At 42.3% G+C, this 22427-nt stretch carries 15 protein-coding genes; 5 read left to right on the top strand and 10 right to left on the bottom strand.

From position 1 onward, the window contains the following. Positions 1-16 precede the first annotated feature (16 nt). The 6 genes from H0262_RS03210 to H0262_RS13230 form a co-directional block, all read right to left on the bottom strand. Positions 17-685 carry a M48 family metallopeptidase gene (locus tag H0262_RS03210; protein ID WP_181209670.1) on the bottom strand — a complete coding sequence of 223 codons (669 nt, stop codon included), beginning with the start codon at positions 683-685 and terminating at the stop codon, positions 17-19. Between the two features lies 1 nt (position 686). After that, a complete protein-coding gene (locus H0262_RS03205; protein ID WP_181209669.1) occupies positions 687-2264 on the bottom strand; it encodes a DUF1513 domain-containing protein in 1578 nt (525 codons plus the stop codon). A gap of 3 nt (positions 2265-2267) precedes the next feature. Further along, positions 2268-3431: an imelysin family protein gene (locus tag H0262_RS03200; RefSeq protein ID WP_181209668.1), complete on the bottom strand. Its 1164-nt coding sequence runs from the start codon at positions 3429-3431 to the stop codon at positions 2268-2270. A 121-nt stretch (positions 3432-3552) separates the two neighbouring features. Beyond that, positions 3553-5235, bottom strand: a complete 1683-nt coding sequence (locus tag H0262_RS03195) for a di-heme oxidoredictase family protein (protein WP_181209667.1) — start codon at positions 5233-5235, stop codon at positions 3553-3555. 279 nt (positions 5236-5514) lie between these two features. After that, entirely contained in the window at positions 5515-6963 is a 1449-nt protein-coding gene (locus H0262_RS03190) for an imelysin family protein (RefSeq protein ID WP_181209666.1), read from the bottom strand. A 312-nt stretch (positions 6964-7275) separates the two neighbouring features. Next, positions 7276-7929 carry an OmpA family protein gene (locus tag H0262_RS13230; protein WP_011514402.1) on the bottom strand — a complete coding sequence of 218 codons (654 nt, stop codon included), beginning with the start codon at positions 7927-7929 and terminating at the stop codon, positions 7276-7278. Between the two features lie 605 nt (positions 7930-8534). Between H0262_RS13230 and H0262_RS03180 the strand changes: the two genes are divergently transcribed. The 5 genes from H0262_RS03180 to minE all read left to right on the top strand — a co-directional run bounded on the left by H0262_RS03180 (position 8535) and on the right by minE (position 13202). Further along, complete coding sequence (locus tag H0262_RS03180) at positions 8535-9503, top strand: acyltransferase (RefSeq protein WP_181209665.1); 969 nt, start codon at positions 8535-8537, stop codon at positions 9501-9503. Positions 9504-9683: 180 nt separating this feature from the next. Beyond that, positions 9684-10781: a hypothetical protein gene (locus H0262_RS03175; RefSeq protein WP_181209664.1), complete on the top strand. Its 1098-nt coding sequence runs from the start codon at positions 9684-9686 to the stop codon at positions 10779-10781. A gap of 86 nt (positions 10782-10867) precedes the next feature. Further along, positions 10868-11740, top strand: a complete 873-nt coding sequence (minC, locus tag H0262_RS03170) for a septum site-determining protein MinC (RefSeq protein ID WP_181209663.1) — start codon at positions 10868-10870, stop codon at positions 11738-11740. 359 nt (positions 11741-12099) lie between these two features. Next, positions 12100-12912, top strand: a complete 813-nt coding sequence (minD, locus tag H0262_RS03165; RefSeq protein ID WP_011514406.1) for a septum site-determining protein MinD — start codon at positions 12100-12102, stop codon at positions 12910-12912. A gap of 2 nt (positions 12913-12914) precedes the next feature. Then, entirely contained in the window at positions 12915-13202 is a 288-nt protein-coding gene (gene minE / locus H0262_RS03160) for a cell division topological specificity factor MinE (RefSeq protein ID WP_011514407.1), read from the top strand. 174 nt (positions 13203-13376) lie between these two features. Here minE and H0262_RS03155 read toward each other — a convergent pair whose 3' ends face one another. The 4 genes from H0262_RS03155 to H0262_RS03140 form a co-directional block, all read right to left on the bottom strand. Beyond that, complete coding sequence (locus H0262_RS03155) at positions 13377-13904, bottom strand: cytochrome b (RefSeq protein ID WP_181209662.1); 528 nt, start codon at positions 13902-13904, stop codon at positions 13377-13379. Positions 13905-13989: 85 nt separating this feature from the next. After that, on the bottom strand, positions 13990-14493 hold the full coding sequence (locus tag H0262_RS03150; protein WP_181209661.1) for a hypothetical protein: 504 nt from the start codon (positions 14491-14493) through the stop codon (positions 13990-13992). Continuing rightward, on the bottom strand, positions 14490-15500 hold the full coding sequence (locus H0262_RS03145) for a chemotaxis protein CheB (RefSeq protein ID WP_181209660.1): 1011 nt from the start codon (positions 15498-15500) through the stop codon (positions 14490-14492). Before H0262_RS03145 ends, H0262_RS03150 begins: the two co-directional genes overlap by 4 nt. Then, the gene (locus H0262_RS03140; RefSeq protein ID WP_181209659.1) at positions 15493-22410 is read right to left on the bottom strand and encodes an Hpt domain-containing protein; all 6918 of its coding nucleotides are present in this window, start codon (positions 22408-22410) and stop codon (positions 15493-15495) included. The genes H0262_RS03145 and H0262_RS03140 overlap by 8 nt, the downstream gene beginning before the upstream one ends. Between the last annotated feature and the right edge of the window lie 17 nt (positions 22411-22427).

Below are 22427 nucleotides of genomic sequence, written 5' to 3'. Positions count from 1 at the left end.
TACCTAAGTATTATCTCTAATCGAGCTGACCACCTTTACCCGCCAACATATCGTGCCAACGCTGATAGTCAGGCATGGCAGTCGCCACCGTTTGCCAAAAATCTGCACTATGATTGGGATGATGTAGATGACACAGCTCATGGACGATGACGTATTCGGTGCACTCAATAGGATAAGCAGGCAAATAGATGGATAGCCAAATACGGCGTGCGCGAGTGTTACAGCTGCCCCAGCGCGTATGCATCTTTTTTAGGCGTATCTCATTGGCTGTCGCACCGACAATCGGTTGCCACTTTGCAAATAATGCAGGCATTGCTTCAGAAAGATGTTGCCGATAATAGGCAATTTTTTTATCGTGGTTTAAGGTGAATGGTTGCTTTATCCCCCACAATAGCAAGGTGCTGTCAGCCGTTGAAGATTCCTTTGAAGGAAATTGTTGGCGCTTATATTGTTCTAAGACTTGCGGGTGGTTTTCTATCGCCCATGGTACACGCTTCGCTATAGCCTGTGCGACTTGTGCTGAGCTAATAAACGATGGTACAGACACCATTAGCTTATGTGGCTTTAAACGAAAATTAATATTTTTAACCCGCTTTTTGCTTATTTGTAATTCAATGCCTGCCTCTGACAAACATTGAATAGTGTTTTGCAACAAAGGACTATGGTACTCAAGTGTCACATTCATATCATAGTGCTTGCAAATGATTATCAAAAGACATTGTATGGCGTCTGCTATCTGTGCCGATATTGTCATTTTTGGCGATAGCGTCTGATTTTAGTTCTGAGTCTAATATTGTTAAATCATTGACCGTTAATCTGGTTAATTGACCTTGCCCATCACTAACGATAAAACCGGATTGTTGCTCTATATTAGTCTTAACAACATCGTTACCACTGCATATATTACGGCTATAAACGGAAGCACCTGCACAATCTGGCAAACTGACAGAGTTGATTAAAGCTCGAGTCGTTAAATCAAATATTGCTGCACAGCCACCCATTGGCGTGGTTACACATAGTAAATTGCGTTTACTATCAACCGCAACGCTAGCGATATATTGGTGGAAGCGTTGCCATTGGTTATTTGGCATAATAAGGGGTTTAAAATCAGCATCACCGCGCTTGTGCGTCAATACTAATGGCACATTGATATGCTTTTCACCTTGGAACTGAATGCCTATCATCACTGTGCCATCATCGTGCATGGCTAGGTGACGCACACTCATTTGATTATGCTCAGGCATAATTTGTTCAAGTAAATCGCCATTATGGCGGTTTAAGTACACCAATGATGGGTGCATAGTATCGAGATTAAGCTCTTCACGCGATGCTCTCTCGGTCTTGATACCGCCATTAGCAATTACCAACGTTTTACCGTCTGGATGCATAATGAGCTCATGTGGACCGATACCATACGATTCAAATTCTGCTATTTTTTGATAACCATTTTTAACATCATAAACACCGATTTTACCGTCTAAAATTAGCGTATCATTTTCAGTCACGTATAACTTTGAGCCATCTGAGCTATAGCAAGCATGACCATAAAAATGACGGTTGTTTGCAGCGTTGATCAAAAATTTTACTTGTCCTGTCGCAATATCAAGCACCCAGAATTTTTCACTAGGACGACGACCCATGACCACAACGTCACGATTTTTGTTGTGATTAACAAAGGTGTTTTGAGAATCAAAGGCAGGTTGGACGACAATATCATGGACACGTTCAGGCATGGTCGTTTGCCAAACGATTTGTCTATCGGCATCAATACCGACTACACCAAAATCGTTTTCATCACTCTCACTTAGCAGTGAGATGTCTTTTGGCATAGAAGCCACGCCACTGACCCAGTATACAGGGCGAGTCAGCATAGTAGTGGTATGCATTGACTTAAAATCATTCGCAGACAAATCACGGCAATTAGGCTGGTTATCATCCATTGGCAGGCGATACGCTTGTTGCCACGTTGACGCTGCCTGCTGGCAGGCGTAGCGCAAACGTCTAAGCGTTGACTTGGAACCAGTAGCAGCTGATTGCACAGCATTCAATTGAGCATAAATACCACTCACATAATCTTGCAGGCGAGCATCAGCTAAGCGTTGCTTACGATAAAGATGATGAATACCGACGAATGTTGCCGTACCAAGCGCTGTCAATAATGAGGTTGTCAGCAGCTCATGGCTAAACGGTTTTGCTTTTAGCGCATCCGACTGCATATGATTTTTATTCACTGAGACCTTTTGACTCGCTTTGATAATAGCCATTATTTAATCACCGTCGTTACTGTTAAAGCCGACACGGAGACCAAGTGCCGGAATCAATTGACGCTTAATTAAGCGCGTAACGCTAGTAAGATGATCATACAGCTCTTGCTGGGTGGCTTTATCGGCAGTGGCTAAATCTTCTGGCATTTGTGCCAATAACGTAGTGGTATCAGCGAGCGCAGTCGATAGATTGTCAGCCACGTTATTTTCACTGTTGCTGCCCAAGATAGCAGTCAGTACCGGATCGGTCATGGCTTTATTTAAAGTCGCTAATTTTGCGTTGATAATCGCGCGGCTTTGCTCTGCGGTCGCAGCAGGTAGATGACCTTTGGCTTTACCGCTCAAGCCTAATGGCTGCTCAATGGCGTTAGACTTCATTGTCTCAACCAATGACAGTAGAGAGTTAATCCATTGGTTCAAGCCTTGGTCGCTCTCAGCAGTTTTATCAATTGCCAACAGCTTAGTGGCGTTTTGTTGCCAGTTTTTCTCGATAGCTTTTAAGCGTGTGCTAAGTGCACTACTCGCACTTATAACGTAAGCGCACTGACCAGCATCCAAGCTATCATTAGCATAAAGCACCTCTTCTAAACCGGGCACACCTTGGACAACAGCGCTTTCGTTAGCAAGTTGCTCAGCCGTCAGTTTTGGATTGGCAGCGATAAGATCCGCCACCCCGCTATGTACCAAGCCGCGCTCGTCAGGATAATAGTTGACATATAGATTGCTCATACTGGCAGTCGCAGGACCAAAATTAACCATCTCAGCACTTGCCCATGCTTGCGCCAATACTAGCCACTGGTCACGTAGCGCTTGCAATTCATTACCGCTGACTGGCGATTTTTGACAATGTTTTTGTGCCAAATCATACAATAAATCACTTTGTTTCGCCGCGTCAGCATAAGCGGGTATGACAATCTCATTAGCCACATGGGTTAAATAGGTTTTTTCGGTATCAGCACTGATATCGACCGCGACTATTTTTTCAGCGTTATTATCTGTACTGCCATTAACCGCTGCATTTTCGCCAGTGTTCGGCACAGCGCTGTCTTGGGCAACTTGGCTATCTACTTCAGCAGCTTTATTGTCATCAGCAGGTTTGACGCAGCTAATGAGTATGCCAGCGCTTAATGCCGATAGCGCCATTGCTAACGCATGGTTTATTTTCATAGAGTTCTCAGTAATATTATCAATCGTTATTGTAGAGCATCAGTATCGTAGTGAAAGAGCAGTCAGGCGGATAACCTTATCTATCTGTCATTTAAAGATTAAAAAATACACAGTCAGACGCTTATAGTGATTGTAAAAACGCACTCAATTCAGTACGTCCTTGTTTATCAAGCATCAGCACTTTTTGCTGCTGTTTTTTGGCTTCGCCGCCATGCCATAGTACCGCTTCCATCAGCGTGCGGGCACGGCCATCATGTAAAAACGTCGCTTGCGGATCAACCGTCTGGGCAAGTCCAACTCCCCATAAAGCGGGCGTACGCCACTCATAAGAGTTGGCTAAAAACTCAACCTGCAAGTTTTTTGGTGGCAGCTTGCCAGCAATGGTGCGATCCGCAAGCTCATCACCCATATCGTGTAGCAACATATCTGTATAAGGGTAAATCACCTGTCCATGCTGCTCAAGATGGTCATCAGCGGTTTTTGGCAGCTGATATCTTGGTGTATGGCAGCTTTGACAACCCATATCATAAAAGCGTTTTTTACCTGCTAATACCAATTTATCCTCTGCATTACGGCGGTGCGGTACTGCCAAATTGCGCGTATAAAATTCTACAAATTTTGCCACCTCATCATTGACTTCAACCGCAGGCTTACCATTGCCTTGCTCATCTGCGCCCGTTATCGCATTCTTACAAGCGGTTTGTGTTGGCATGCAGGATTCATGTGGGCGGATATTTGAAGTTAAACCCATGTCTTCATTAAAGGCGCTTTGATTTTGAGTAATCAGCTTGGTTTGCCCTGCTTTCCAGCCAAAGCGACCTAAGGCAACTTTACCCGTTTGTGGATCCATGACCCAGTTAAATTTACCCTTAATATCATTACTGTTTTTATGATTGCTAGCCGCTTGTTTTTTAATATCCGCATCAGGTATTTGTTCGAGTAGCCCAAGCCCAATCATAGGTAAAGCAACACGTGGCGATACCATCATCTCATCATCAAACGCACCATACCCTGGATTGGTCAAATTAAAGGTTGGTGCGCGCAAGGTTTCGATATGTCCATCGGCAAAGGTAACCGGTTTATCTGTCCACTGCACGGCAATTCTTGCTTCTGCTGGCACGCCTTGAATACCGCGATCTTGCAATTGACCACCATACATAGGATGAGCAACTTTCTCAATAAGTGAATCTTTTAACTGCTGACGCTGTTTATCCGTGGTCGCTGGCATCGCCAAACGAATCAGGAAACTATCGGCATCGTCCTCAGCAGTCATAGGAGCATGACCACGACCGTCTTTGACATGGCATGACTGGCAGGCAGCGACGTTAAATAACGCACCAAGACCATCACGGCTATCCGTACTGGCAGGCGCAATTACCCACGGCTGACGGAAAAACGCATTACCAATAAAGAACGAGCCTTTGCGAGATGCGGTAATGTTCGATGAAGGTTTAGAGTAGCTCTCACTACTGCTAATAGCAATCCCAGTATCACCGCCTTGCTTGATTTCTTGCGGATCAAAGCTTGCAAGCTGCTGCATAGGTACGCCAGCCAGCGCCTCAATCGTCTGAATACGCTCAGAGCCCAGCAATTCAACGCCTTCCGAATTTAGCTGGTCTTTGTTGGCTGCGTTATCATTAGCATCTTTGACTGGCTGACAAGCACTGAGTGATAAGACACCCACTAATGCCAGTGATAAGGTAAATGGCGCAGACATGCCGACAGAGGCAGTTTTAAACTGAGATATAAGAGAAGAGTGGAGTATGGGGCGTGGTTTGCTGATAACACCTTTTTTGATGTGCATAGAGTACCTTAGTTCTGGTATAGAACCATTAAAATCGCATGCTATAAAATTTTTTATTGCTAGTCGATAAGTGGCAGCGGCACGCTGATTTATCTGGCTATTTTAATACGCTATGAAAAAACACGTTGCCAAGCAAAATTGACAACGTGTTTATTATACCTATATTGTTTTCTTATGAAAATAAGTCTCATTCACTGTTAGCGACTCATTAGGCATTATCGATCAATGCTATGTCAATCACTGCTATGCTTGCTGTTAAGACAGTAGATTAGTGAGCAATTAAAACTGCGAACCTGCATCTGCATCTAAATTGTCAATACCGACGGCTTTTGCGGCATTTTCAATACCAGCTGTCAGCTCTTGCAGACTTATGATACTGGTTTCAATCCAACCGCGACGCTTGTTTTGTTCTTCAGCAGAAACACCATGTTTACTCGCCTGTCCTACAGTGGCAATCATCTGATCAATCTTGATATTTTCTTTTTCACCTTTTTCAACAATGACATTAAAGGCGGCTTCTACTTTTGCAAAATCAGCAGCCAATTTATCAGCAGCTTCGGTATTGCCAGTATCGACAAGATAGTTTTTCAGTCCATAACCACCTACGGTTTTGCCCGCGACTGTTTTGTAGCTACCATTAAAGACATTTTGGATACCGCGAGCGTTATTGGCATAGCTTAAGTGTGTCAAGTCACTAAAACACTCATGCTCATCTTCAGTAGAGCCAGTGACGAACGCTACTTGGATGCGCTGAGAGGCAAGCTCCCCAAGTGCTAAGCTGCCCATTTGATACATAATTTGGCGCAAACTATTGCTATCCCTACGTGCCATCATATCGCTACGCAAGGTGTTTTCACTGTCAGGTTGCCACTGCGCTTCCATCGCGGTCAAATCATCAACCAGTAGTTGAGTTGCTGCTTTTAGATACTGTCCGCGGCGCTCACAGATACTAGCGTCAGGATTGACATTCTCGCCGCTAGTGCATTGACCATCAGTCGTTAGATAATCACTGAACGGGCGGTTGCCAGCACCTTCAGCGACGCCATTGGTATCTTGACCCCATAGCATAAACTCAATAGCATGGTAGCCTGTGGTCACATTGGATTCACTACCGCCAATCTCATTCATCTCTGCGAGCAGCTTAGGCGTGATGCTACTGGTATCTTGCTTGAGGCTACCAACGCTAATGCTATCGCTATTAATGATGTTGTCTTTACTACTGTACTCGCCTTCATAGTCAGCGCTTACGTAATCAATCAAGGCTTCATCTAAAGGCCAAGCATTCACCTGCCCCTCCCAGCTGTCCGTACTACCAATATTACGATTGTCGTTGGCAGTCACAAAACCTTCATCGAATCTAAATACTTCAGTCTGTGAGTATGGCTGGCGCGCGGCTTTATAAGCGGCTTTTGCAGCATCCAAATTTGCTTGCGTTGGTGTTTCTACATAAGTATTGACGGCGCTCTGTAAAAGCTTTGCCATCTCTAACGAATCTTTGTATGCAGCATGTGCCATATCCGCATAACTGATAAGCAAGCGATCCATATGAGCTTTATCAGCAGCTGATGAAGTTTTGCTAGCTGTCTTCTCTGCGGTTTCAACTGGTGCATCTGTGGTCGCTTTTTCATCAGACTGTTTGCTACAACCTGATACCATCAATATCCCTGTCAGTGCAGCAGCTAAAGTAGTCGGTAAGATTTTACGGCTTGTCACTGTCGTGATATTCATAGATGTCCTTGATGGGCTACAAAATAAATAAGAGATAAGATAAATCTTTTACATCGATACTAGTAATAAAAATAGGCGAAACCAGCACTGTATCGGGCATTGAAACAGCTTGAATATAGATAATAGCAATTATCAGTTTGCTATTAAAAACTGAAAAATAGCTATCCGCAAAATAAATGCATGGGAATTATAATGTTATTGATAACTATTATCAAATATAATTTCTTAATGAAAGACAAAATTCAAGCCAAAAAAAAGGCCAGCTTTATGCTGACCTTTTTTCGATATTAACTATTAGCTAATCATTTAAAATTAACGAACGCTTTGTGGTGCATTAACTGTCAGCTCAACACGGCGGTTCTGTTGACGACCAAATTCGCTATTGTTATCAGCAACAGGACGTGACTCACCATAAGCAACAACATTGATACGGTTAGATGCTACGCCACGGGCACTTAAGTAGTTTGCTACTGCATAAGCACGGTCACGTGATAACTTCATGTTATAAGCATCAGTACCTTTGCTGTCTGTATGACCAGCAATAGTGATGGTGTTTTGGTTATACTCATTCATTGTCGCAGCAAGTTTATCAAGCGTTGGCTTAAATGAGTTGTTCAAAGTCGCATCATCAAACGAGAAAGTGATGCTACCTGGCATAACCAGATCAATGTTACCGTTAGCGTTTGGCTTAACCGTTACGCCAGTACCAGCCATTTGTTGCTCAAGCTGACGAGCTTGACGCTCCATATAGTAACCAACGCCAGCACCTAATGCAGCACCAATAGCAGCATCACGACCAGTTTTATCACCACCAGTCGCTTTTGAGATAGTCGCACCACCTGCAGCACCAGCTAGAGCGCCGATAGCAGACTTGTTAAGACGTTGTTGTCCAGTGTTAGGATCAGTGACACAGCCAGTAAGAGCCAAACCTGAAGCGATTGCTGCAACCATTAATGTATTACGCATAATATGTCCTCTTAAGTTGAAAAAATAATCGTACTTTTATAAAAGACGCTAACGACAAATTAGCCATTAACTATATTGTTTGGGTGTTTATCGACACTAAAAGTATTATGGCAATCTCATTCTAATTCTGTGTAATATTTTGTCACATCTATGTATGAGAAGTGCATAAGTGTTGATAAATACGACTTTGTTAAATGCATAATTTGCTATCGCAAGTCACGTTTACAGCCGTACACTCTATTTTTTTCTGCTAAAATCACTCAGCAACATTACAAGAATAAAAGTAAGGGTCTTATCACTTAAACGCTCTTTTATTAACAGCCAGTGCGAAAATCTAAATATGAAATCACTCTACATAGAAGACTCTTTACTTATCAAAGCCTCATCTATAAAAGGCTGCCGTTAACTATTAATGTTAGAAGTATCTGTAGGCTAAGTGAATATGACTATACTATCAAGAGTCTAGCAAAGTCAAAATGCATAAAAATAAAACTTATATGTGTTGTCCTATTGCCTGCAAGCTAAGTCTTTGAGGCTATGTAGTGTTAGAAATACTTAAAACATACTATTGATATATTTGTAAAATTAACAGAGAGGAATGGGTCATGCGCTTAAACGCCACCATGCAAAAACTCCATCAGCGTGCCCCTAAATTGGGCAAAGCGGTTTCGCTAGCAACGGCAACGGGTGTCATTGCTGCCAATAGCTTTGGTGGTAGTATTCCCTTGTGGTTGATGGGTATGGGCAAAATTATCACTGGCGCACCTATTGCAGATCAAACAGTGATTAAAATTACCAATCACTGGATTAGTAGTAACAATGCCTTAATAAAAAACCTCTTACCAAGAAAAGATTGGCGTATCACGCTACCTGATGATGTACATGTGCATGGCAAATATCTGCTCGTCAGCAACCATCAATCTTGGGTTGATACCAGTATTGTGCAATACATTAGCGAAAAACGCTTACCCCTCACGCGATTTTTTACGAAATTTGAGCTGATTTATATCCCGATTGTCGGTCAGGCTTTTTATTTCTTAGATTTTCCGATGATGCGTCGTCACTCTAAAGAAGCGGTTGCCAAAAACCCTGCTTTAAAAGGTAAAGATATCGAAGAAGCAAAGCGTGCTTGCGCGTTATTAAAAGACAAACCTTTTACCTTGCTGAACTATTTAGAAGGCACACGCTTTACCAAAGAAAAGCATAATAAGCAAAACTCGCCTTATACCCATCTGCTAAAACCAAGAGCTGGCGGTTTATCGCTGGCGATTAGTGCTTTAGGTGAACACATCGATGGTATCTTAGATATGACCATTGTCTATCCTGATGGGGTACCAACTTACGGGGATTTGTGGAAAGGCAATATCAAGCGCTTAGGCGTTGATGTGCGCTATCTTGAAATACCTGATGATTTATTTTCTGGAATCAAAGAAGGTGGCTATGAAAACGATGAGGATATAAAAGCACAAATGTTTGATTGGGTAGAGCATGTTTGGCAACAAAAAGATCAGCGTATCACCACTATGTTGGCTGAGTTTGAAACCAATCCTAAGGTTGACAATTCGAGCAATTAAATGACAGGATTCTTTGAAAGAATATAAATGGCAAAATACCAAATTATAATGGTTGATGGCTTGTTTTTTGGCGTTATTCATTGATAATGTGAATGACCGTTAGAACGCTGTGTTGATTTTGTTGTGATTGGTGTAATACTTCTCATGACTGCTGCCATTTATTACTTATAAGGACTGACTGTGCCCGCCTCTTCCACTATTCGCCCGTCCATAGAGTCAACGTCCACGCTCAATCAGTCCTTAGCAGGGTCACCAGAGACTCCGCCTTCAAGACCAAATCGTCCTAAACCAAATCGTTTAAAGCTTACTTATGATATCGTGATGATTATCGCCATCAGTATTGATTTATTGGTTATCAGTACTGATGCTATTTTGATGAGTAGTTTTAGTAGTGACGCGGCAAACTGGCTTGGAATTTCCAATCAATTAATCTGGTATCAAAGTAATATCCATGACTCATTACGTACCGTGGGCGGCTTTTTTACCTTGTTTTTGATTGCAGAGCTGCTATTACGCTGGGCGATTGCCATCAAAGAAAAAATCTATTACCGCTGGTTCTTTTTTCCTTTTGTGCATTGGTACGAGGTATTAGGCTGTTTTCCGCAATTGCGTGCGCTGCGATTATTTCGCGTTGTTATTATCGGACGACGCCTATATCAACTAGGCTATCAAGTATTGCCTCAGCCATGGATCAATAGAATCAACTTCTATATCGATGTAGTATTAGAGGAGTTGTCTGACCGCGTTATTTTAACGACCATTCAGACCTTTCGGCAAGAGCTTACTGATCCGAAGAGGCAAAAATCGTTTATCGACTCTACCATCTCGCGCAATCGTGATGAGATTGAAGCCGCTATATTGTCACTACTGCGTAAAGAGATGACACCAAAACTACAAGCTCTAACTGAGTCAGCAGGTGGCGGCGCTATTATCGCTAGTGAAGTGGGCAATGCGATCCAAGATGGGCTTGCCAATACGCCAGAATTGCGCCGCTATCTGCGTATGATACCTATTGCGGGTAGCTTGATTGAATCACAGCTACAACATGTGGGGCAAAATATTGGTGAAAATGTGGTTTATGCGCTCAACGAGCGTCTGCTTGACGCCGAACGCCTTGACGCATTGATGGTCGCTATCGCTAGTGGTATCGCTCAAATCGATACAGACAATCCGGCATTAGACCATCTCATTGCTAGCATTATCGATGATGGTCTGACAGAATTTGAAGCGCAAATAAAAGTTCAACAGTGGAAGCATCAAGACTTGCTTAAATTATAGAATCTTTAAAGCTTTAAAATAATGATTTGATAAGAAAAATATCACCACGAATATAGCATTACGATTACCTTTTGAGGATGTAGATTATGACCATTGCCGACAACTATACCGACACTTCGTCAGCCACGCCTGCTTTAGCCTTTTATGGCAAAATGCTGACCTTTTCACGGGTACAGTTTAGTACCGATGACTTTGTGGCGATTACTGCTCAATTACAAAGCACGTTGAGCAATAAGAGCAGTCATATTCCTGTGCTGATTGATAGCGAGGTTGAGCAAGATCTATCAGCACTGGTCGAGTTGCTATGGTCTTGGGGTTTACAGCCTATCGGCGTCGTGACGGGGCTACTTGACGCGCAAGCACGTGAGCTACGCTTGGCAATATTTCCAGCAGATGGCAAGCGTATTGAGCGCATTTTACCCAGTAAGAAAGCAGTAACGCAACTAAGCCAAGTTGCTGCTCCTACAACGGCTGCTACTGATAATAGTGAGTCTAAGACGGATAACGTGAGTGCTCAGCAAGCGCTACAAACAAGCGTGGAAATGCAAGCTGATTTATCTGTAGAAACAGCAGAAACCCTTATCAGTACTGAGCATATTACCAGTCTTATCTATGATCAAATGCTGCGTTCAGGACAAAGTCTCAATCATGTCGGTGGCGATTTGATTTTGACCAACAGTGTCAATAGTGGTGCTGAAGCTATTACTGATAATAACTTGCACGTTTATGGTCGTGCTCAAGGTCGCTTGGTCGCAGGGGCTACGGGCGATAAAGACGCACGCATTTTTTGCCAAGTTTTTAACCCCTCTCTGGTGTCAGTCGCAGGTACTTATTGCTTACGCGACAATCTGCCTGAGCATGTGATTGATAAATCGGTCGAAGTGCGGTTTTTAGAAGGTCAAGGTTTGGTATTTACGATCATTGATGAATCTCAGATTAATAAAGGCGTCAAACCCTAATGATTTTTATAGATATTTTTAAGTTTAAAAAGTAAATATGTCAAAAACCCTTTTAATTCATATTGTAGTAAGTTTATTTAACAAAACTGCGCTATGATGAATTTTTAGCTCTGCCACTATTTACCACACCTACGTCCTTATATGTCAGTTAGGTAATCGCTTAATTTTATATCTTAGCCGTTTGTATGCTTTAATAGAGACTTGCTATAAGTTCTGCTAGATTTATGCTAGGCTTACGCTCGCAGAGAGTATATATACAGCGTATGGACGACCAGAAAGCATAATGCTTTATAATATATATATGCTGTTTTATATAATAAATATCTCATCAATTCATCAATTTATAGGAGTGTGCCATTGTGGCGAAGATTGTTGTAATCACTTCGGGTAAAGGCGGTGTGGGTAAAACCACGACCAGTGCTTCTTTTGCCGCCGGTTTAGCATTACGTGGCTATAAGACAGTTGTTATCGATTTTGATGTAGGCTTGCGTAATCTAGACTTGATTATGGGCTGCGAAAATCGAATTGTTTATGACTTTGTCGATGTAATCAATGGCAATGCACGCCTATCACAAGCGCTTGTCAAAGATAAGCAATTGGAAAATCTTTACATTCTACCTGCCAGTCAAACGCGCGATAAAGATGCGTTAACAGATGACGGTGTGGCAGAGATTATGGAAGAGCTTTCTAAGCAATTCGATTACATTATTTGCGACTCACCTGCAGGTATCGAACGCGGCGCGCAGCTCGCCATGTATCATGCGGATGAAGCTATCATCGTTACCAACCCTGAGATCTCATCAGTACGTGACTCAGATCGCATCATTGGTATCTTGCAAAGCCAGACGAAAAAAGTGGCTGAAAATCAAGGTTCTGTACGTGAGCATCTGATTATCACACGCTATAATGCAGAGCGCGCAGCAGCCAATGAGATGATGGATATTGAAACCATCTCAAATGACATCTTAAAAGTTCCATTACTGGGCGTTGTTCCTGAGAGCCATTCCGTGCTGGAAGCTTCTAACCACGGTGAGCCCGTGATTCATTATACCGACTCTATTGCTGGTCAATGTTATGATGATATTGTCGCTCGCTTCCTAGGGGAAGAACGTCCATTACGTCATATTGACGTGAAGAAAAAGAGTCTATTACAGCGCTGGTTTGGGGGTTAATAATGAGTAAGAAAAAAGGATTTTGGAGTAGCTTATTTGGCACTGACGACAGCAATGCAGGCAGTGCCAATATGGCAACTGAGCGCTTAAAGGTTATTGTCGCAAGTGAAAATCGCTTAAACAATCGCTTGACCGCAGACCGTATCGAAAAAATGAAACGTGAGATATTAGAAGTGGTCAATAAATATGTCAATGGCGTACAGATTGATGATGTCAATATCAATCATCGTTCTGAAGATAGCTTGGACGTGCTTGAGATGAATATTAATTTACCTGAGCATAAAAAGTAAATTTATAGTTAGCTCATATTTATTTTGATCATCAAAAAAAGCCCTGTGTATGATACGCAGGGCTTTTTTACGGGTATATTTTACACTGTGGAAACTACGAAATAGATGCCATTTCTTAATACAAAAGTGCTATAAGCAGCATTTTTGATATGTCGTAACGATATTAAAAGTCTATTACTTGATACGTGCTATGAGGTTGTCTTTTTTCACAAACTGATGATACAAAGCCGCCCCGATATGAAGCACAGTAAAGGTGATAATCATTGGCCAAATGATATCTACATGCCAGTCATTAAAGAGTCGAGCCAACCCTCTATCTGGGGTTACTAGTACAGGTATCTGAAATATACCAAATATATCAACCGGACGGCCACCATACAAAGACATCATTAACCCTGCTATTGGCATCGCAATCAACAGAGCATAAAGTACAAAATGCGACAATTGGGAAAGCAGCATTTGCCATTTCGGCATCAATACTGCTGGTGGCGCTTTGGTAAAGATGCGATTAATGACTCGTGCTATCATCCAAAATAACAGGCTAACCCCAAAGGCTTTATGTAGCCCAATATAGAGATTGCTATCTAGGTTGTCATATAAAAAAATCATGGTCCATGTAATCAGCAATAAAATCGCGCTAATCCAGTGAAAAAATCGACTGGCAAAGGACCATTTTGTTAGGTTGGAATGAGTAGTATTCATAAATTTACTGTGTCACCTCTGTCGCTACTGATTGCTTAATAAGCGCTTAGGCATAGATATAGATAGTGACTATCTAATGAGCAAACTAGCCGCCTAAATCTACCAATTGATGCGCAATTTTATCCAAATCTGGCACCAAATACAGCATATTATCAATCATGACCGTCTGAAAAAGATAGGATAGCACAACCTCTTCTTGTACACGTTCATGAACGGTATCGATATTGCTATTTGACTTGATAAAATGCTCAGGTAGCTCAACATCTTTCACATCAGAGATACGCGCCTGTAGTTGACGCACCTCACCTGAAGTTTGCAAAGCAATACGATGCGCTGATGTATTTCCTTCCAATATAACCATCTTATCTGGCGTTTGATGGCTCGGTAACATATGGAACACAGCGATTTGTTGCTGTTGCCACTCATAAAATTGTGTATATTCGCTGTACTCATCTATACTCAAAACCAAACCACTAGGAACAAGCCAATCCGGCTGATCAAGCGCTGGAATGATCGTCACATCGAGCATACCATTAGTGGTGGTCAGTAAGCTTACTGCCTCAAATGAATGTTTTAACATCTGTCTCATAATTCGCTCACAATAAATGAATGTGGAGTGTCGTTTGTCGCTTTATTAGCAATATAGTTGGTCAGCTTTTCTGCCAATGCTTGAGGACTGCCGATAAAGGTACAATATCCTGAGTCAATGATAGCCTGTGGCTGACTGGGACAAGTACTCAAACTTGGGTCTTGTGCCCATAATTGACTGTCATTATCTTGTATCAAATCTAAATACTGCGTGCCATCATTGCCCATACCTGAAAAGATAATGTTTATCAGTTCGCTACCATAAACATCGCTGGTGTTTTTGAGAATCTGACCAATAGCAGGTTTATAATCCCCTACCCAAGCCTGATCTAATAAGATAATGCGACCAGTTGAGTCACAGACAATCTGTTGATCGATAGGTACGATCAGACATTGACCTGTACGCATGCGCTGCGAGGAAGTAATCATCTGGCAGTGCCAGTCATTATGGCGATTTAATATACGTGGCAAGGTACTAATCATGGTTTGATTAAAATGATGCGCTAGTAAAATACTTATCGGCAGTGTTGGCGATAGGTGATCTAAGAACTCTTTAACCGCACTAGGACCACCCATAGATGCCCCTAAGAACACCACATAACGCCAATCACTAATATCATCCTTATAGACAGAATTATCGATAAGATTTGGCAAATCCAGCAGTTGCGCAAGCTTACGTTTGAATTTACGTTGCCATTTAGCGTACTGCTGCGCCTCATTAAGATAAGGCGCTTGACTAAACCCGACCAACATCGCTACAGGATTGGAAGCAGCTGTCATGGTCGCTAGATGCTCATCGTAATCACTGTCTATCAACCAGATATCAATAGCGCTTTCATAACCATCAAACTTATCCTTCAACTGCGATGGTGTAACGCAATCCACCAGATGAAAGCCACAGCTCCGCACTGTATCAGAGAACGCCATCCGCTGCTGATGGTCTTCTGCCACCACCAGTACTTTAATCTCATTTTTATCTTTTAACGCCAAGGCACGTATGTTACCCATGATGAGTTAGGCGGACCTTTTCATCCAATAAACTTTGGATTTTATCAAGCAGCTGGTTTTCTTGGAAAGGTTTGCCCATATAGTCATTTACCCCAATCTCAAGGGCACGTTCACGATGCTTCTCACCGGTTCGTGAGGTAATCATAATAATAGGCAGATGCTGCAAGCGTCCATTATGTCTGACTTGGGTAGCAACTTCAAAACCGTCCATGCGCGGCATTTCAATATCAAGCAGCATTAAGTCAGGCGTCATCTCTTGTAGTATCTCAAGCGCATCGATACCATCTTTGGCAAGTACCACATTGAACCCTTGACGCTCTAAGAATCGTGAGGTTACTTTTCTGACTGTGACTGAATCATCAACGACCAGAATCGTGGTATTGGAATCCATATTTCTTTGTTCAGTAGCTTTAGAATGCGTGACGTCTTTGACTAAAGCCGCGTTACGCATCAAGGCTATCAAGTCTAGAATGAGCATCACTGAGCCATCGCCCATAATGGTAGCTGCTGAGATACCAGATAAATTTGAGAACTGTTGCCCCAAAGGTTTTACCACTACTTCAATACGTGAGCCTGCTATTTGATCGACTTGTAGGGCCATATTCTGACCACTGCGGTTTTTGATGATAATAAGCGGCACGCTGGTATTGGTATTAACGACCAGCTCATTGAGCTTATTACCAGATAAAATCTCATTTAAATAGCGGACACGATAGTCAGTGTCTTCAAAATTGAGAGTCGCCTCACCCGATTGATAATAGTCATAAACTTTTTCTGGATTGATACGTACAACGCGTTCAATCTGCACCAAAGGTATGGCATAGTAACGATCGGCTGCTCGAACCACCAAAGCATCAGACACAGCTACCGTTAATGGTACACGGATGGTAAAGCTCGATCCTTTGCCAAGCTCTGATACCACGGATACAGCACCACCTAGCTGACGAATTTCACTAATAACAACGTCCATACCAACGCCGCGCCCTGATATCTGCGTGACCTGTTTGCTGGTACTAAGACCGGCATTAAATATATATTGCATGATATCAAGATCGCTAAGATTCCTATCTTTGGCGTCGATCAAACCCTGAGAGATGGCTTTTTCACGTACTGCTTCTACATCAATCCCTTGTCCATCGTCATTGAGCAAAATGACAATTTCACTTCCTTCACGTAGTACTTCTAGCGTGATTTGACCACTGCGATCTTTACCTGCTGCCAGCCTTGCTGCCACATTTTCGATGCCATGATCGACTGCGTTACGCAACATATGCTCAAGCGGTGAGGTGATGCGCTCTAGAATGGTTCTATCCATCTCATCATCAGCATTGATAATTTTTAGCTCAACCGACTTATTCAGCTCATTAGCCGTTTGGCGGACAATACGCTCAAGCCTTGGTGTTAATCGCGTAAAAGGAACCATACGTGAGTTCATCAAACCATCTTGTAATTCAGTCTGCGTCCGAGATAACTGGAGCAATAAACTTTCACTATCACGCGTTTTTTCTAATAAAGTATGGTTAATTTCGACCAAATCCGATGCCGACTCTGACAAAGATTTTGACAGCTGATTTAAAGAAGAGTATTGATCCATCTCCAGCGGGTCAAAACCTTCATGATTGACCAGCTCTTCATCAATCTGCGATAAAATCTGCGCCTCAAGCTCAATTTCCATACGGCGCAACTGATCCGCTAGACGCTGTACGGTAGTACCCATCTCTTCAATACTGTTGGTCAAGCTACTGATACCCATGTCGATACGAGCACGGTTAATCGCAGACTCACCTGACAGGTTAATCATATGCTCAATCAGACTGCCTGAGATACGAATCATCTCATTATTATTGGCATTTTGCTCTTGTTCAGTCGCATCGTTAACCATCAGCGGCATGGCACTGATATCTTCTTGGATATAGGTTGTTTCTTGATTTTCTTTGGCAATTAAAATCGTTTCACGCTGAGCTTGCAGGGTTTCTGTTGGTATCTGTTTTAAGCTATTAGGATTTTTACTAAATTGCTGTAATGCCTCAATTAGTAAACTAGGTGTTGGCGGATTCACTTGCTGCGATAGGATAAAAACAGCATCTGCTAGCCAGTCATAACAAGCAGCCAGCAACTCCAGCACTTTCGTGGTTGCAGGGCGGCGCTGAGCAACAAAGTCTTGATAAACTGATTCCATTTCATGAGCTAAATCAGCAATACCAGTAGCAGTAACCATACGTGCACCACCTTTTAAGGTATGCAAGTCGCGCTGTAATGCTTGCAGCGCAACCATGTCACCTGCATCATTTAAGAACAACTGTAGATATTCATTACGATTGGTGAGCGCTGTGGCCTCTTCTAAGAACACTTCTAAAATATCGGCATCAGGTAAACCATGCGCCCACGATTGCTGAATGATTTTATCTAAACTTAACGCATCTGCCTCATTTGCTACCTGTTGGGTATCTTGATTGGCAAAGATTTGAGGCTCAGCTGCCACATGGTTATTCGGCATAGGAATAATAAGCTGTACCGTTTCTGGCAATGCTTGTGCCTTTAAAAACTGCTGTAATTGAGCCATGAGCTCAGGCGCAAAAAATGATTTTTGATAACGTACAATGTGTGCTACCTGCAGCGATAAGGTATCTTGCACCACTTGCATAATCTCAAGCCACTGTGCGGTTGGCTCACGTTTAGATTCTACAAACGCCTCATAAACGCTTTCTGCTTCATGAGTCAAGTCGCCAATACTGCGGATACCAGCCATACGTGCGCCACCTTTGATGGTATGCAGATGGCGTTGGAGTACCTTTAAGGTATTAATATGGGTGATGTCTGCACGCCATTTACTAAAACTATCGACCAGCGCATCATCAAGCTCTTGCGCTTCTTCTAAGAAGATTTCTAGTAGCTCAATATCCGTATCGATAGTTTCAAGCTCTAGCTCAGGTGCGGCAATACTTTGTACAGTAGCCTGTTCTTCATCGGTTATATCTTCATTCTTATCTTGCACGATATTGCCTTGCACAATATTGTCTTGCACGATACTAACTTGCACGGTGTTGTATTGCTTGATACTTTCTAACTGCTCTAGTACTTGCTCATCAATTTTTAATGACGTACTGCCTGCTAAAGCATCAAATAAACCAACTAACTGCGCATGACCTGCAAGTAGGATTTCTTGGATATCAATATCTGCCGCTTCTTTTGGATACTGGCTCAAATAATGATAAGCATCTTGTAAAGCATCAAGAATAGAGACGAATTTTGGAAAGGCTTGTGCTTTGTCAGTTAAATATTTAATTTGTAAAATTTGCTCAGCGATATAGGCTTGGATTTGCTCAATATCAGCACTGTTAAGCACTTCATCTAATTGCCACTCGGCATCTAATAATTCATCAATATTGCCATCTAACAAGTCATTAATCGTTGGTTTATCCTCAGTGCTTGCCTCACTATCGTCATCTTGCTCCTCAAGCATCGCCTGTAACGAGGCGATATCCTGCTCGCTTTGCATATGCTCTGCCGACATATCTTGCTGGTTTGCATGTTGTTTATAGTTATGGAGATAACCATCAATAAGCGTGACAGATTGGGCCAGTGCAGTTAAATGGCTTGCATTCATCGGTATATCCTGCTGCTGTAGAAGCTCTAAGCTTTGCTCTATCGTCGCACTCACGTCGCTAATGGCAGTCAATGCACTAGAGCCAGAAGCTGCTCTCAAAGTATGGAATGCGCGCACAATCTCGTCACTTACCTCGACATATGGCTCATTTTTATGATGACGTACAAAGTCATTAACGCCTTCTAACAACTCTTCTGCCTCTTCAATAAAGATGTCAAAGAACGCCTGTTCTTCTTCACTTTGAGGCATCACAATAACTGGTGCTTCTGCCATTTTTTCATTGACCGAATAAATCGTCTGCAAGGTGCGATCAATGGCTTCATCATTTTCCAAATCTTGAATACGACTGTCTAAATCAATGTGACTTGGCGTATGCTTAGCAGGCTGTAACCATTGATTGTATAATGCACAGTAACTGAATTCATCACCTAATTGTTTGCTATAAGCATTAGCACAGGCAACCCACAATGGCATCATAGTAGGATAATCTTGGCTTTCACGCTCGAAAGTGCTTAGTAACTCAGGATATACGGTCAATACATCACCAATCAGCTGCTGTATATCCGCTGAGGCAGTTATGCTCTTATCTAAAATGCGGTTTAGCATGTTTTCTATAGACCATGCTAATTCAGCACTGTAATGAGCACCGACCATCCGACCAGAGCCCTTCAGAGTGTGAAAGCCACGGCGTATGTCTTTCAGTTCAGTCAAATCAGTAGGTGAAAGCTGCCAATGTTCATATAAAGGGATGATTTCATCCAAGACTTCATTAGCCTCTTCTATAAATATCTCTTTAATATCAGGATCAGCATCGTTTGCATCTGTCACTAGCGACTCTGCTTCCAAAATAAATGGCTGCAATACCAAAGGGAGCTCTAAATCTGACAATGCATCCAAAGTGTTAGCTGGCTCTGAGACTGAGCTTATGGCTTGCGCGTGTAAATTATGGTCAAGTATATGATGATCTGATGCAAAGTCCGATTCTTCAATATCAGCTGTTAATGACGTAGGCGCAGCTACTGGTAAACCTGCATTTAGTGGTTGCTGAGTCATCAAATTATGACTTTGCAAAAGAGTAATAGCAGGGTCAAAGCTTGGTGGCTGCTGTGCTGCAAAGTCAAATAACATAACGGGTAGGCGTTTAGTGGTTTCTGTTATCAACGTTACCACATCGTCCGTTACGGATAAGGTTTTATCCAATAAACGGTTGAGTAGATTTTCGATAGACCATGCCATCTCACTGATGCTAACAGCACCAACCATACGTCCCGAGCCCTTTAAGGTGTGGAAACCACGACGTAGTTCCGTTAATGGTGTTAAATCTTGCGCATCTTCCTGCCATATTGGTAAAAAGTCTTCTAGATCACCAATCACTTCTTCAACTTCTTCAATGAATATTTCTCGAATGTCTTCATCGATATCGAAGGTATCAGGATTTAGCTGTTGGCGCATTTTCAATAAAGCTTCGCTTGCCCCTGTCTCTATAGACTGTTTATAGTCTAATAGTGAGTCAGTCAACGTCTCAGCATTAAAAGACGGTTCAGTGCTAGGCGCAATCTCACCGCTGTCGTCATAGCGCAATACATCATTGGCGGCTGGTTTTTGGGTGAGGAAAGTATCGTTGACTGCTTCAGGCGCATCGATATATGCATTAAGTAGCTTGGCTGCCGTATCAATATAAGCATTTGCTTTTTCTAGTAGTGTTTGATCAACAAACTGTTGCGCAAGATAATCCAATAATAACTCAATGGCACTCAAACTCTCTGCCAACGCTTCGATAACGTCCCAGCTCAATATGGCAATATTATGAGTACGTATCTGTACAAATATATCGGCTATCTTGTCGACTACTTCACCAATCGCTGGCAGCCCCATAATATTAAAAGTCTGGCTCAGACTCGCAAGACTTGCCTGCTCTGGCAATAACTCTAACTGTTGTCGTTGTATATAGTTATGAAAATCTTGCTTAACTTCTTCAGCCGCAATACGTAACTCACGTAAATCCACATTAACAGAACCAACATCTAAACTGTTTGCTGGTTGCAAGTCATTATCAATGCTAGTAGAAACAGATGTATCGCCAATTTTGATAGAAATCATTTGTTCTGTATTATAGACAGCGCTATACAACTCTTGTAGCTGACGTTCAATCTGCCATTGTTCTTGCGTAAAATCCTGCTCTGATAAGAGGCTACGCTCTACATTAGTCGCAATAGCATCGATTTGTGAGGCAAATAATGTCCAGCCACGACTTTTAAGCTGGTTATGCATTTTCGCTAAAGGTTTTAGCAAAGTATGAGGCTTATCAAGTGCAAAAATAATCGTCTCAATCTCACTCAATATACGAGGTAAGAGACCTACTTCAGCGTCTATCTGTACACCGCCATTCAATAAAGATTCAGCATTATCACTGTTATGAATAAGGCTACTTAATTCGCTATAAATATGACTAATGAGACTTTGAATCTCACTTATAGGTGGCTCAATCTGATCTTGATGACTGTCTATCAATTGATCCAGCTGACTTAATATTCCTGCATACTGCTTAGGTAGTGGTATTTCATTTTGCCCAAGATCCTGTAGCCACAGCTCAGCCAGATACCACAAGCGCTGCAAATCAGCTTCTTGCGCCGTTTGCCATAAATAATGGCTGACCTTTTGTAGCACAGTCAGGATAGCAGTCTTATTCATATTGGCAGCAAGCAATTTTTGCGTCTGTTGGCGCCACACTAATAGCAATTGCCGATGCTGTTGACTATCTAAATCTGACACTGATCTACTCACAGGTAGAGTTATGTCAATATCATCATAATCCGATAAGCTAGCCAAATGACTGTCTGTCGTCAATGATAACGTATCTGCAAGCGGCTCTGTGACTATATCAAACTGCGATAAGACTTGTGCTAGATCAGTCAGCGTTTTATTCATTAAAACACTATGATATCTACCTGTGCACACATAATGTTCCAGCTCACGCTGTAACACTTTATGAGCAATCTGCCCTATTCTGAGTTTCTCAGCAGCCAAATTTATATCTAAGCTGTCATTATCTAGATCATCATTGTTTAGACCATCAAAAACACTGGCTTTTGCTAATAGGCTAAGCTTATTCGCTAAACTTGCTAGAGCAGGCAAATTAATCATGATCAGGGCACCAGCAATTTCATGATAGTACTGTTCCATTTGCTCATTATTAGTGCCTGCTGTCTCTAATTGCCAGCCATCAGCTACCTGTGTTAATTGCTGATTAAACAGTGGCAATAACCACTCAAGCGTTACCATGTCATTGGGCTGGTTTTTCATAGATTCATCCTGACTCT

The sequence above is a fragment of the Psychrobacter sp. D2 genome (assembly GCF_013608135.1).
GTDB classification, from domain to species: Bacteria; Pseudomonadota; Gammaproteobacteria; order Pseudomonadales; family Moraxellaceae; genus Psychrobacter; species Psychrobacter cryohalolentis.
Note: the sequence above shows the minus strand (reverse complement) of the source record. Positions and strands in the feature narration are given on the sequence as shown.

Bases quoted from the DNA above. Each gene is read 5' to 3' on its own strand.
- H0262_RS13230 (WP_011514402.1), bottom strand. From the start codon at position 7,929: ATGCGTAATACATTAATGGTTGCAGCAATCGCTTCAGGTTTGGCTCTT.
- H0262_RS03145 (WP_181209660.1), bottom strand. From the start codon at position 15,500: ATGGGTAACATACGTGCCTTGGCGTTAAAAGATAAAAATGAGATTAAA.
- H0262_RS03180 (WP_181209665.1), top strand. From the start codon at position 8,535: ATGCGCTTAAACGCCACCATGCAAAAACTCCATCAGCGTGCCCCTAAA.
- H0262_RS03205 (WP_181209669.1), bottom strand. From the start codon at position 2,264: ATGGCTATTATCAAAGCGAGTCAAAAGGTCTCAGTGAATAAAAATCAT.
- H0262_RS03150 (WP_181209661.1), bottom strand. From the start codon at position 14,493: ATGAGACAGATGTTAAAACATTCATTTGAGGCAGTAAGCTTACTGACC.
- H0262_RS03200 (WP_181209668.1), bottom strand. From the start codon at position 3,431: ATGAAAATAAACCATGCGTTAGCAATGGCGCTATCGGCATTAAGCGCT.
- H0262_RS03190 (WP_181209666.1), bottom strand. From the start codon at position 6,963: ATGAATATCACGACAGTGACAAGCCGTAAAATCTTACCGACTACTTTA.
- H0262_RS03155 (WP_181209662.1), bottom strand. From the start codon at position 13,904: ATGAATACTACTCATTCCAACCTAACAAAATGGTCCTTTGCCAGTCGA.
- H0262_RS03195 (WP_181209667.1), bottom strand. From the start codon at position 5,235: ATGCACATCAAAAAAGGTGTTATCAGCAAACCACGCCCCATACTCCAC.
- minC (WP_181209663.1), top strand. From the start codon at position 10,868: ATGACCATTGCCGACAACTATACCGACACTTCGTCAGCCACGCCTGCT.
- minE (WP_011514407.1), top strand. From the start codon at position 12,915: ATGAGTAAGAAAAAAGGATTTTGGAGTAGCTTATTTGGCACTGACGAC.
- H0262_RS03140 (WP_181209659.1), bottom strand. From the start codon at position 22,410: ATGAAAAACCAGCCCAATGACATGGTAACGCTTGAGTGGTTATTGCCA.
- H0262_RS03210 (WP_181209670.1), bottom strand. From the start codon at position 685: ATGAATGTGACACTTGAGTACCATAGTCCTTTGTTGCAAAACACTATT.